This window comes from Sphingobium sp. TomTYG46, assembly GCF_055396345.1.
In genome coordinates this window covers 846,823-860,158 of sequence record NZ_AP027325.1, presented here as the reverse complement: position 1 = coordinate 860,158, position 13,336 = coordinate 846,823, and the positions used below count along the sequence as shown (strand labels likewise).

Sequence of the window (13,336 nt, the reverse complement as noted above, 5' to 3'; positions counted from 1 at the left end):
GCGCGAACAAGATGGAATTGGCATGAACCTCGAACTCAGCGAACAGCAGGCGATGATGCAGGAAGCAGCCCTGCGCTTCTTCGATCGCGAAGAGGTGGTGCAGGCCGCCCGCGCGTCCAAGGGCGCCATCGACGCCAGCCTGTGGGGCCAAGCGGGCGATATGGGCTTCATCACCATGCGCGCGCCCGAAGATCGTAGCGGCCTTGGCATGGGCCTCATGGAAGCCGCGCTGATCTGCGAAGCGGCAGGCCGGGGCGCGGCCCCCCTCCCGATCGCGGACGGCATCGCCGCCTGCGCGCTTATGGGCCAGTTGGAAGGCGAAGCCGCCGCTACGCTGCTCGAACAGGCATCCTCGACGCCCATCAGCTTCGACCCGCAGGACGGCTGCATCCAGCTTACTTGGGAAGCCGACGCCATCCACGCCCTCCTGCCCACCGGCGAAAGGCGCATCATCGCCAACGGCAACGCGGCAAGGCAGTCCTTCGAAGCCGCCCTCACCGAACGAACCCTGCTGCGCTCCGCATGGCTCGTCGGCGCAGGCACCCGCGCTATCGAAATGGCCGCCGCCTACGCCACCGACCGCAAGCAGTTCGACCAGCCGATCGGCGCATTTCAGGGCGTCGCCTTCCCCCTCGCCGACTCCATCACCGACATGGAGGGCGGCCGCCTGCTGCTCTGGCGCACCATCTGGGGCGTCGCGCAGCAACAGTCCGACGCAGGCGCTCTCGCCGCCCTGACCAGTTGGTGGACAGCCACCACCGCCCGAGCCGCCGTACGCCGGGCGCTGCGCACCTTCGGCGGCTATGGCCTCTCGGACGAATATGACATCCACCTCTATTTCCTCGCGATCGATCGCGTCGCACTGGCGGAAGGCGACCCGGAGGACCGACTGGTTGACGCGGGCGATCGCCTCTGGGCGGGTGCGACGATCGCGCTGCCCGACGCTGGCGATCCCGGCGTCGAAATGGGCTTCACCCCAAACGAAGAAGCCTTCGCAGCGCAAGTGCGCACCTTCCTCGAAACCGTCATGACGCCCGAACTGCAAGCCGCAGCCGCCACCTCCACCGACGGCCACCTCCCCGACCTCCACCGCAAGCTTGCCGCAGCGGGCCTAGCCTACCCGGATTGGCCCCGCGAATGGGGCGGGCAAGACCGCAGTCCCATGGAGGTCACCGCGCTCGGCCGCGTGTTCGAGGAATTCGGCCTTTCCCGCATCCCCATCGGCTGCACCAACATGGGCGCGCGCATGACGATGAAATTCGGCTCGCCAGAGTTGAAGGCCGAAGTCCTGCCGCGCCTTGCCGACGGTTCGGCGCTCGCCTGCCTCGGCTTCACCGAGCCTGCATCGGGATCGGACATGTACGCCGCCCGCACCCGCGCCGTGCGCGATGGCGACGACTGGATCATCACCGGGCAGAAGATGTTCACGACCGGCGCGCATATCTCCGACTATATATTGATGCTCGCCCGCACAGATCCGGACGCGCCCAAGCATAAGGGCATCACCATCTTCTTCTTCCCCATGGACCTGCCGGGCGTCACGATCCAGCCGGTCAATACGCTGCCGGATGAACGCACCAACATCACCTTCTACGACGAAGTCCGCGTGCCCGACCGCTACCGCCTCGGCGAAGTCAATGGCGGGCTCAAGGTGATGGCCGCCGCCATGGAAATCGAACATGGCGGCGAAGGCTACCATATCTATCACCACAGCCTGATGCGCGCCGCCCTCGATTGGGCCAACAGCAGCGATGCGTCGGGCAAGCGCCCGATCGACAAGTCAGCCGTTCGCGCTCGCCTCGCCCGTGTGCGCACCCATCTTGAAATCGCCGACCTCATGTGCCGCCGCGTCACCTGGGCGATCGAGGCAGGCCGGATGACCCGCGCCATCGGCCCGATGGCCAAGATGTTCACAACCGAAATCTACATGGCTGACGCCGCCAATCTCACCGCGCTGGCCGCGCCCGGCACGCTCACCCACAAAACGCCCGCCCTGGCGAAGATTGAGGAATCCTATCGCCAGTCGATCGGCCAGACCATCTATGGCGGCACCAGCGAGGTGCACCGCACCATCATCGCCCAACATCATCTCGGCCTGCCCCGTGCCTGACCTGCGGGCTTCCATATGCGTGGAAAGGTGCGCGCCCGCATTGATCCCGACCACGATCCGATGATCTTGACCCCCATGACCTAAGCCGTTCCCAAGGACGGCGGCTCCCTGGGAGACAAGCTGATGACGAACCCGGCACCCCTGACCATGTCGGACGCGCTCCCGGCGGTTGGCCCCGACGCCCTTTCAGCATCACCGCCGTTCAAGGCGCAACGCCGCACGGCGATGCTGCTGATGCTCGCCTTCATCTACAGCCTCAACTATCTCGACCGCCAGATCGTCGTCATCCTTCAGGAACCCATAAAGGCTGACTTCCAGCTCGCGGATTGGGAACTCGGCCTGCTGACCGGCGGAGCCTTCGGCATCTTCTACACCCTGATGGGCATTCCCATCGCCCAACTGATCGATCGCGGCGTCAATCGCGTACGGCTGATCGCGCTGTTCACCGCGAGCTGGAGCGTCATGACGGCGCTGTGCGGCCTCACCCGTAGCTTCGGCGCCTTCTTCACAGCACGCATGGGCGTCGGCCTTGCCGAGGCAGGCTTCGCCCCCGCAGCCCACTCCCTGATCTCAGACCTCTACCCTCCTCGCGAGCGACCCGCTGCGGCAGGCATCTTCGCCATCGGCGTGCCCGTCGGCATCATGGCGGGCCTTTCCATAGGCGGCATCGTCGCGCAGGCGACCGACTGGCGGACGGCGCTGCTACTGGCAGGTGCCCCCGGCATCCTGATCGCGATCCTCTTCCCCCTCATCGCCCGCGAGCCGATCCGCGGCGGAACCGAAGACCCCTCCGATCAACCGGCGCAAGCCGCCCAGTCTTTGAGCTTCCTTCAAAGCCTGCGCGTCCTCTCACAACGGCGCGCCTTCCTGCACATCGTCGCGGGGACCGCCATCATGGCCTTCGCCCAAACGGGCATAGCGACCTGGCTGCCCTCCTTCCTCATCCGCAACCATGGCATGAGCCTGGCGCATGTCGGCGTCGGCCTTGGCCTGCTGACCGGCATATGCGGGGCGATCGGCACCTGGGTAGGCGGCTGGCAAGGGACGCGGCTTGCCAAGTCGGGCCTCCACATGGCGCTCTGGCTGCCGATCGCGGGCATGCTCCTCTGCATCCCGCTCGACATACTCGCGCTCAGCATGGCGGATGGGCAGGCGGTTCTCCTCGTCCTCATCCCGAGCTACATCGTCGGCTCCTTCTGGACCGCGCCCTCGATCGCCCTCACCCAAAGCCTCGCGCCGGTCTCGATGCGCGCGCGGGCGAGCGCCATGAACATCGTCGCTGCGAACCTGATCGGCGTATCGATGGGGCCTCTTGTGGCAGGCGTGCTGAGCGACGCCTTCGCCTATCTGCGCGGCGGCGACGCGGCGCTTGGCTTGCGGGACGCGATGATCTGCCTCACCGCCTTCTTCCTGTGGGCCGCCTGGCACTGGACCATGGCGATGCGCGCGCTTAAGCAGGAAAGTACAACGACTGTACGAATTGATTGCGCAACGCAGCGGATATAAAATACAGGTGAACCGAAACACCGGATGAATATCGGAGAGAGGATAAGCCATGGCTACCGGAAACGCGAAGAGGCAGGTCACGCACAATATGGGCGCAATGGACACGCGCCCCGTAAAGCCGCTGGAATTTGACGGCCCCCTGCCGCAACCGACCAAGGACATGGACCAGATCCGCGCCGATCTTGACCGCGCGGGATACGCCATCGCGGCCGAGGTCGTGACCAAGGACAAGGCGCGCGAGATGCGCGACTTCCTCGCCGCCGAAATCACCCGCGAAGAAGCGATCGATGAAGAGCGCGTCCGCCGCTTCTACACCGACAATGACGATCTCAATCGCCGCATGTCGGGATGCCATCTGATGAACCGCGAACGCTTCTTCCGCGACATCCTGGAACATGAACTGCCGCTTCAGCTTACCCGCGAACTGCTGGGGCCGCAGACGCTGGACGAATCCTATCTCGTCCACAGCTATGGCGCGAACGTCACCCGCCCCGGCAGCGCGCAGCAGGGCATCCACCGCGACCGCAGCGGCGCGATGCCGCTGTCGGCAGGCGCCGCGCAGACCCGCTTCATCTGGTGCCTTGATGATTTCGTCGAAGCCAATGGCGCCACCCGCATGGTTCCGGGCAGCCATCGCGACACGGAACCGCAATCCTGGGCCGTCCAATATGAATCCGTGCCTGCCGAAGCGCCCGCCGGATCGGTGCTCATCTATACCGACCTGCTGCTGCACGGCACGGGCGCGAACACGTCAACGGACCTTGAACGCGCTGGCGTGATCATCGGCTACTGCCCGCCCTGGTGGAAACCCATGATCAACTTCCCGATGGCGATCGACCCCGAAGTGATGAAGGGATCGTCCAAAATCCTGCGCCAGATCCTTGGCTACAGCTCGGTCTCCGTCGGCTTCGATGAACCCTGGACCTATGCTCCCGACGCGGTGAAGGACCTGATCGTCACGCCCGAGATGGAATGGTGAGATAAGAATGCGGGCCTGCCGGGACCGATCCGGCCAGGCCCGCTTCTGCGCTTTCAGCCCCTCTGCACTGCCGCGCGCCTTTTCCGGATAGGCGGCAAAGCTGCGCCTATTGGTGAACCCTATTCCATATTGGGAATACATCTTCGCCATACAGCAGAACCAAAGAGAGCGACCCGGCGCATGACATCGCAGACATTCGATTTGATCATTCGCGGCGGCTTGGTGATCGACGGCACCGGCCTGCCCCGCCGCCGGATCGATGTCGGCATAAGGGACGGCCATATCACCGCACTGGGCCTCCTCGCCGAAGCGACGGCGGAGCAGGAAATCGACGCCAGCGGCATGATCGTCGCACCTGGCATCGTCGATCCGCACACCCATTATGATCCGCAGATCACCTTCGATCCCTATGCCACCATGTCCTGCTTCCACGGCGTCACCACCCTACTGGCGGGCAATTGCGGCTTCTCGGCGGCGCCCGTGCGCAAGGATGACCGGGAATTCCTGACCGACATCTTCGCCAGCGTAGAGGATATGAACCCCATCGCCCTGTCTGGCGTACCGTGGGACAATTTCGAAACCTTCCCGGAGTATCTGTCGTCCCTCAAAGGCAGGCTCGGCGTCAACTTCGCCTGCTATGTCGGCCATTCCAACATCCGCCGCTGGGTCATGGGCGAAGGCGCCTACGACCGCGACGCAACGGCCGAAGAGATCGCCGCCATGCAGGCGATCGTGGATGAAGCGGTCAAGGCGGGCGCCGCTGGCCTCTCCTCCTCCGCAGCGCCCACGCATCTCGATATCAAGGGCCGACCCGTCCCTTCCCGTCGCGCCAGCCGGGACGAGCTTCTGGCACTCAGCGCCGCCGCCGGATGGACGCGGCCGGGCACCATCTGCTACCTGCCGGCCAGCGCCATCGGCGGCATGACGCAGGACGATTATGACCTCCTGCTCCAGATCGGCGAGGCATCGGGCCTCCCCGTGATCATTCAGGGCATCGGCGGGGCGAGCAAGGTCGATGTGCCAACCGCCAGCTGGGACACGGCGTCCCGCTTCTTGGACGATGCAACCGCGCGCGGCACGCCCGTCTATTCCCTGCTAATGAGCCGCCCCTTCGACCGCACCGTCGAAATCGGCCCCAATAATGTTCACTATAAGGCCTGCTTCGCCTTCAACGACCTGTTGAACCTGCCCGACGCAGAACGGCGCGTCGCCCTTCGCGACACCATATGGCGCGACGGGGTCCGCCACTCCGTCGAAGAATGCAACCGCGACCCGTCAAAGGGCACCACGCTCCCGCCGCCGCAATGGCCCGACGTTTATGTCGTGCAAGTCGCCGAGGAACGGAACCGCTCCCTCGAAGGCAAGTCGATCGCTGCGCTGGCACAGGATTGGGGCATCGCGCCGATGGACGCGATGCTCGATCTAGCGCTGGACGAGGATCTGCGCACCACCTTCCGCTGGCGCACCGAAAGCCCCGAATGGGCCGCAGCCGTCGATGTCGCGCAAGGGCATCCCAACATGATCGTCGGCGTGTCGGACGGTGGCGCTCATCTGCACAAGGATGACGGCGCCGACTGGAGTTCCTATTTCCTGCGCTCCTGGGTTCTCGACCGCAAACGCTGGACGCTGGAGGAAGGCATCCGCCAGATCACGCAAGTGCCTGCCGCGATGCTGGGTTTCACCGATCGCGGCACGCTGCGCGTTGGCGGTTGGGCGGACATCATGATCTTCGATCCCGAAACCATTGGCCCATGGCGCAAGGAGTTCGTGCACGACCTGCCCGGCGGCATCGGCCGATGGAAAGCGCTGGGCACCGGGGTCAAGGCGACCATCGTCAATGGCCAGCCGATCGTCATCAATGGACAACTGACCGGAGCCTTACCGGGCCATGTGGTGGCACCGGGCGCCCCGCTCTCCGCAGTCTGAATCACCAAAGGAAATCGTCATGATCGAAGTCATCAAACTGACCGGCGCGATCGGCGCGGAAATAAGGTGCGTCGACCTTTCCACCGATCTTTCGCCCGAAACCGTCGCCGCGATCAACGACGCGCTCTATGACAATTATGTCGTCTTCTTCCGCAATCAAAAGCCTTTGTCGGAGGAAGAACATATGCGCGCCGGGCGTCATTTCGGCACGCTCGACCTCTCGGAGATTCAGCCCGATCCCGCCGCCCGGCGCGAAGTGTTATGGATGGAGAGTAATTCGGCCAAGGGCGCGGGCGCTGAATATCTCCATCGGGATCGCACCTATCTCGAAGCGCCGCCGATGGGATCGCTGCTCCAATGCATGGTGAAGCCCGACGTTGGCGGCGACACCTGCTGGATCAGCTCGGTCGCCGCCTATGAAGCGCTGTCCCAGCCAATCAGGGACCTGATCGACGGCCTCAGCGCCCTTCATTCCATCCAGCCGCTCGCAGCCCGCAGCCAATCCATGCGCGACATGCTGGGGGACAAGGTACACAGCTTTTCCACCGCCATCCACCCGCTGGTGGAGGTGCACCCGGTCAGCGGACGCAAGGCGCTCAACATCAACGCCAACTGGACGACGCAGATCATGGGCGTGTCGCAGGAGGAAAGCCGCATGCTGCTCGACTTCCTGCTCAATCATGTGAAGCGGCCGGAATTTCAGGTCCGCTTCTCCTGGAATGTGGGCGACATCGCCTTCTGGGACAATCGCACGACCCAGCATTGCGCGATCGCGGATTACAACACCCGCCGCGTCATGAAGCGCGTCGCGCTCGTAGGCCATCCGCCCAAAGGTCCGCATGATCCCGTAACTGCCTCAGCGCACTGACGACCGTCGCGCATTCACGGGCAGCGCTCCATATTTGCGGATTGGATGACCTCCGCGCTTGCGAATCCAATGCATCTGCGCCATCCCTCCTTGAATAATTGCATCCGGCCATGAAGTTTTTGCGACGCGGACCGGTTGCCTGCCAATGTGAGGAGAGAATGATGGCGCCGACGGAGGAACGCCCGGCCCGCGCGGCTTATGCGCTCTATATCTTGCTGCTGCTGCTCGCGATCAATTCGTTGAGCTACGCGGATCGCCACGTCTTCTCCGTTCTTATTCCCGCGATCAAATCGGAATTCGGCGCGTCCGATTCGCTCCTCGGCCTCGTCGGTGGACCCGGCTTCGTCGCCAGTTACGTGCTGTTCAGCATGCCGCTCGCGCGTTTCGCCGACCGCTGGTCGCGACGCGGGGTCCTCACCCTGTCCGCTACTCTGTGGAGCGCGGCCACGGCAGCATGCGGCGCGGCTGGCAACATGCTACATATGAGCATCGCCCGCCTGATGGTCGGCATCGGCGAAGCGGGCGGCCTGCCGCCTGCGCAATCGCTCCTCGCCAGCCTATATGATGAACGGCGCCGGTCTAGCGCCATGGGGGTCCTTTCGGCCTCCACCTATATCGGCGTCGTGCTCGGCCTTACCGGCGGCGCAGCCGTTGCCGCGATGTGGGGCTGGCGCTGGGCCTTTTTCGCGCTCGCGATCCCCGGCTTCCCCCTGGCGCTGCTGCTCTGGATCACCGGCCCACGCCGCGGCAAGGCTATGCAGGTTACCGGCGATGGGCCGTCTGAAAGCCTTTGGAATGCCATCAGGCGCTGCTGGGCGATACCCTCGCTGCGACTGCTGGGACTCGGCGTCGGAACGTTCAACATATTCGGCTATGCCGCCGCCATCTGGACGCCCGCCTTCTTCATGCGCTCCCATGGCATGACCCTTGTCGAGGCAGGCACTTGGCTCGGCATCGGCGCGGCGATCGGCGGCATCACCGGCAGCCTGCTGAGCGGCGTCATCGTGGACCGCCTACGCGTCCGTGGCGAAGCCTGGCAACTGCGCGTGCCCGCCATCGCATTCCTCCTCGCCTTCCCGATCTTCATCGTCATGTTCACCCTGCCGGGTGGCGCAGCCGTGCAGATCGGCGGCTTACGCGTCCCTGGCGTCGCGCTACTTTCCATCCTCACCGGCATGATGGCGGCCATGTGGGCAGGCCCCTCCTTCGGAGCCGCCGCCCGCCTCGTCCTGCCGCATCAACGGGCGCAGGCAACGGCGATGCTGGTTGTCATCATCAACGTGATCGGCAGCGCGTTTGGCCCGGTGATAGGCGGGGTCGTCAGCGACTTGCTGGCCGACCGGTTTGGCGCCGAATCCCTCCGCGTCAGCCTCTTCTCGCTTTCGGTGCTGACAATTTTCGGCGGACTGCTTTTCTGGCGGGCTTCGGTTCATTATCCCCACGATCTGACCCGCGTCGGCCGCACGGAGGAGAGCCACTCACCGCTCGGCCAGGGAAAACTGACAGAATCGACGCTCTGATCGCAGAGACAGGAGAAGAGAGCATGAAAACGCACGCGATCGTAACCGGCGCTGCTGGCATATTGGGCCAGGCCGTAACCCAAGCGCTGACACAGGCAGGCTATAAGGTGACGGGCATCGACCGCGCCGATAGCGCAGGCGCCGCGACGCAGGGGTCCTATCTGGGCGGCATCGACCTAACGGACTCCGACGCAACGGCGACGGCCGTCAATCAGGCGATCAACGCCAACGGCCCCGTCGCAGCCCTCGTCAATGTCGCAGGCACCTTCCGCTGGGAAACCGTCGCGGATGGCGATGGCGCGACCTGGGCGAGCCTGTTCGACATCAACCTGCGCACCGCCGTCAACGCCGTCCGCGCTGCCCTCCCCTCCCTGCGCAACGGCGGCGGCGCGATCGTCAGCATCGGCGCCGCCTCTGCGATCAAGGCAGGCGCAGGCATGGGCGCCTATGCCGCCAGCAAGGCGGGCATCGCAAAGCTCACCGAAGCGCTGGCCGAGGAAGAAAAGGACAATGGTGTCCGCGTGAACGCCGTTCAGCCCTCCATCATCGACACACCCGCCAACCGGGCGGACATGAGCGATGCCGATTTCAGCCGATGGGTGTCCCCCGCGCAGGTCGCCAGCGTCATCGCCTTCCTCCTGTCGGACGGCGCAGCCGCCGTGACGGGCGCCTGCATCCCCGTGACGGGCCGCTGCTGATGCGCGCCGCCATCTTCCGCGGAGCAGGCCAGCCGCTCGCCATCGAAACCGTCGCGGATCCTGTTCCAGCCGCCGACCAGGTCATCCTGGAAGTCGCCAACGCCGGAATTTGCGGGTCAGACCTCCACATGGCGGAAAGCGCCCATACGCCCTCGGGCCTCATATTGGGGCATGAGTTCGCCGGCACCATCGCCGCCCTTGGCCGCGACGTGAAAGGCCCTTGGAAAGTCGGCGACCGCGTGACCGCCCTCCCCTTGAACGCCTGCCATCACTGCCCCGCCTGCGATGCTGATCTGCCCGCGCTCTGCTCGACCAACCTGTTCACCGGCACCAACCTCCTCGCGCAGGGCGCCTATGCCCAGCTCGTGACGGCCCGCGCCGACATGGTCCAGCGCCTGCCCGAAGGCGTCACCCTTGAGGAAGGCGCGCTGGTCGAGCCGCTCGCCGTCGGCCACCATATCGTGTCCCTTGCCCATATGCCCAAGGATGCGGCGGTTCTGGTGCTGGGCGCTGGCCCCATCGGCGTTGCCGTCGCCCTGTTCGCACGCCACGCCGGTGCCCGCCATGTGGTGGTGAGCGAGCGCTCTCCCGAACGCCGCGCGCTGGCGCAGCAGGTCGGCGCCACCGCCGTCATTGATCCGCAGGCGCAGGATGTCGCCGCCGCCTTCGCCCAGGCAACCGGCGAACCGGCTCCCCGGATCATCTTCGAATGCATCGGCGTTCCCGGCATCTTCAACCAGGCGATGCAACTGGCCGCCGTCCGCGCGCAGATCATCGTCGCGGGCGTCGTGATGCATGACGAAACGATCACCCCTGTCATCGCCCTCGGCAAGGAACTGACCATCCGCTACAGCCAGGCCTATAATGAAAGGGATTTCGAGGCAGTGATCCACGCCATCGCGACCGGCGCCATCAAGCCAAAGCCCATTCACACCTCCACCGTCAGCCTCGATGAACTGCCCGCCGCCTTCGAGGCGCTGCGCAGCCAGCCGCGTGAATGCAAGGTGCTCATCCGTCCCTGAACACTTGACCTTGCACGTAAAATTGGCCCGTCCGCTACGCAAGAAGTTGACATTATGGCCCGGAAGGTCACAGATCGCGTGAATATTGCGGGAGGGGATTGGCGCAGCGGCCTGTTAGGGGCAGCGCTCCCCGTTCGCGTCGGAACCCGGATCGGAATGGGGCTATAATGAGTAGTTGGGACAAGGAAGTCGACATTCTGGTGGTGGGGTCGGGCGCGGGCGGCCTGCTCGCGGGCCTCGTCGGCGCGCACAACCGCGCCGAAGTGCTGATCGTTGAAAAGGCTGACCTGTGGGGCGGCACATCGGCCACATCGGGCGGCGGCATCTGGATTCCGGGCAGCGACGTCGCCAGGGCGGCGGGCTTTGAAGATGACCTCGACAACGCCTTCACCTATCTGCGCGGCTTGTCGGCGGACAATGTCCCGGACGAAAATATCCGCGCCTATGTCGATAATGCCGCGCCCATGCTGCGCTGGGTTATGGCGAACACGCCGGTCCAGTACATGGCCTTCCCCTATCCCGATTATCATGCCGAAAATCCCGGCGGGTCGGCGCAGGGCTATCGTACCCATCTGCCCATGCCCATCGACGGCAAGCCGCTTGGCAAGGAAATCCGCACCCTGCGCTTCGCCTCGCCCGCGGCCAGCCTGTTCGGCTATCTCAACTGGCACTTCAGCGAAACGAGCGAACTGCTCTACCGCACGAAGGGTTGGATCAAGAACCTCGTCGTCAACATGTCGCGCTACTGGCTCGACCTTCCCTTCCGCCTGACTTCGCGCAAGGATCGCCGCCTGACGCTCGGCAACGCGCTGACCGGCGGCCTGCGCATGTCCCTCGACAAGGCGGGCGTGCCCGTCTGGCTCAACACACCGCTCAGCGAACTGATCCGCGAAGGTGGCCGCGTCACCGGCGCCGTGGTCGAAAAGGATGGCAAGCCTTACCGCATCGGCGTGCGCAAGGGCGTGGTCCTCGCCGCTGGTGGCTTCGACAAGAATCAGGCGATGCGCGACGCCCATTCGCCCCTTTACCCAACGTCGCGCTATTCGGGTGGCGTGACCAGCAATACCGGCGACGCGATCCGCGCGGGTGAAGCCGTCGGCGCGAACATGCTGAACCTGCAATCGGCCTGGGCCGCGCCCGTCTTCTACGTCCCCGGCGAGGATCGGGGACGGCTCTGCACCGTCGAACGCGCGCTGCCCGGCTGCCTCATGGTCAACCAGAGCGGCAAGCGCTACCTCAACGAAGCCGCCTCCTACCATATCGTCGGCCAGCAAATGGCCCGGCGGGAAGCGGAACATAACGACGCCAGCCCCAGCTGGATGATCTTCGACCACACATATCGCCACAAATTCCCGATGGGTCCGCTCTACCCGCTCATGCCGACGTTCATCCACAACAAGGGCGTACGCAACATCCTGAAGCAGGGCCGCTCGATCGAGGAACTGGCAGGCAAGATCGGCATCGATCCCGCAGCGCTCTCGGCCACCATCGCCCGGTTCAACACCCACGCGGCCAAGGGCGAAGACCCCGAATTCCACCGTGGCGAAGCGGCCTATGATAAAATGTATGGCGACTTCCGCCACGGCCCCAACCCCTGCCTGCGCCCCCTGGACAAAGGCCCCTTCTACGCCATGCCCATCTATCCGGGTGACATCGGCACCAATGGCGGCCTGCTCACCAACGCAAAGGCGCAGGTCCTGGACGACGCGGGCGCGCCAATCACCGGCCTGTACGCGGTCGGCAACAACGCCGCCTCAGCCATGGGCGAAAGCTATCCCGGCGCAGGCGTCACCATCGGCCCAGCGATGACCTTCGCCTATGTCGCCGCCCGCGACATGACGGGCGGGAACGCCTGATCCTGACACGCTGAAGAGGCGGCATGCATGGCTGACGGGAAAGGTCAGCTCATCCGCCGTTTCAGCAGGGCGATGACGGCTGGAGGATGATCCTGTTTAGAGCGCGCTGCGTTTAATCGGACGCAGGTCGCGCGCTCTAGTTTTTTGTTATCGCATCGTTTTAAGCGCAAAACCGGTTCCCACTTTTGCGCACGATGCTTTAAGTGGTCGTCACCCCGGACTTGATCCGGGGTCCCGCTTATTTTCTGACGCTGCCGAGACAGCGGGGCCCCGGGTCAAGCCCGGGGCGACGGAAAAGCAGCCTTAATGCCGATGCTTCCCTGCTCCCTCACGCGCCGCCCATCGCCCGAGCCACTTCCGTAACCACACGCCGCCATTCGATCCGCACCAGATCATCGCCAATCGCGGCCTCCAGGAACAAGCGATCGCCCTCAAATGCATAGTGCCGCGGCTGCTCTGATCCGATCCAGTCCGGATACCATGCACCATCGACATGGTGCGTGATGACGCCCGCTTCCGCATCTATCGAAAAGCGCCCGAAATAACCGCTATAGCCCCGCATCGACGCCCCCAGCGCCGCATCGCTCACCTGATAGACGCTGGGCTCACCGAACCTCTGCCGGTTCGCCTGCATCAGGTGACAGCTCATATGTCCGTCGGCGCTGTACATGATCTGGCCGACGGCATCGGTGCCGAAGGGATGGTCGCGCGTGCCATCGGCATGAAAAGTCGTCCAAAGGACCAGCTGCCACCCGCCAACAAAGGCGGCAAATGCCTCTTGCGCGCTCATGTCCGGGCGGTTGAGCCGCTCGGGCAATCCGTTCACAGCCATTTCTCGCCTCTCTCCGGTT

General features: G+C 64.7%; 10 protein-coding genes. 9 read left to right on the top strand and 1 reads right to left on the bottom strand.

Features of this window, described 5'->3' with window-relative positions; translation table 11 throughout:
• Nucleotides 1–22 precede the first annotated feature (22 nt).
• From ACZ5YV_RS17110 to ACZ5YV_RS17070, 9 genes are all read left to right on the top strand, one after another.
• Nucleotides 23–2,110 (top strand): acyl-CoA dehydrogenase family protein, encoded by a 2,088-nt coding sequence (locus tag ACZ5YV_RS17110; protein ID WP_464789576.1) that lies wholly within the window; start codon nt 23–25, stop codon nt 2,108–2,110.
• 123 nt (nt 2,111–2,233) lie between these two features.
• Nucleotides 2,234–3,616, top strand: a complete 1,383-nt coding sequence (locus ACZ5YV_RS17105; protein ID WP_464789575.1) for a spinster family MFS transporter — start codon at nt 2,234–2,236, stop codon at nt 3,614–3,616.
• 49 nt (nt 3,617–3,665) lie between these two features.
• Nucleotides 3,666–4,595 (top strand): phytanoyl-CoA dioxygenase family protein, encoded by a 930-nt coding sequence (locus ACZ5YV_RS17100; protein WP_464789574.1) that lies wholly within the window; start codon nt 3,666–3,668, stop codon nt 4,593–4,595.
• Between the two features lie 180 nt (nt 4,596–4,775).
• Nucleotides 4,776–6,521, top strand: a complete 1,746-nt coding sequence (locus ACZ5YV_RS17095; RefSeq protein ID WP_464789573.1) for an N-acyl-D-amino-acid deacylase family protein — start codon at nt 4,776–4,778, stop codon at nt 6,519–6,521.
• Nucleotides 6,522–6,540: 19 nt separating this feature from the next.
• Nucleotides 6,541–7,389 carry a TauD/TfdA dioxygenase family protein gene (locus tag ACZ5YV_RS17090; protein WP_464789572.1) on the top strand — a complete coding sequence of 283 codons (849 nt, stop codon included), beginning with the start codon at nt 6,541–6,543 and terminating at the stop codon, nt 7,387–7,389.
• A gap of 158 nt (nt 7,390–7,547) precedes the next feature.
• The gene (locus tag ACZ5YV_RS17085; protein WP_464789571.1) at nt 7,548–8,909 is read left to right on the top strand and encodes a spinster family MFS transporter; all 1,362 of its coding nucleotides are present in this window, start codon (nt 7,548–7,550) and stop codon (nt 8,907–8,909) included.
• A gap of 23 nt (nt 8,910–8,932) precedes the next feature.
• On the top strand, nt 8,933–9,607 hold the full coding sequence (locus tag ACZ5YV_RS17080) for an SDR family NAD(P)-dependent oxidoreductase (protein WP_464789570.1): 675 nt from the start codon (nt 8,933–8,935) through the stop codon (nt 9,605–9,607).
• A complete protein-coding gene (locus tag ACZ5YV_RS17075; RefSeq protein ID WP_464789569.1) occupies nt 9,607–10,629 on the top strand; it encodes a zinc-binding dehydrogenase in 1,023 nt (340 codons plus the stop codon). The genes ACZ5YV_RS17080 and ACZ5YV_RS17075 overlap by 1 nt, the downstream gene beginning before the upstream one ends.
• Before the next feature lie 167 nt (nt 10,630–10,796).
• Entirely contained in the window at nt 10,797–12,485 is a 1,689-nt protein-coding gene (locus ACZ5YV_RS17070) for an FAD-binding protein (protein WP_464789568.1), read from the top strand.
• Between the two features lie 328 nt (nt 12,486–12,813).
• Here ACZ5YV_RS17070 and ACZ5YV_RS17065 read toward each other — a convergent pair whose 3' ends face one another.
• Nucleotides 12,814–13,317, bottom strand: a complete 504-nt coding sequence (locus tag ACZ5YV_RS17065; protein ID WP_464789567.1) for a lipocalin-like domain-containing protein — start codon at nt 13,315–13,317, stop codon at nt 12,814–12,816.
• Nucleotides 13,318–13,336 lie beyond the last annotated feature (19 nt).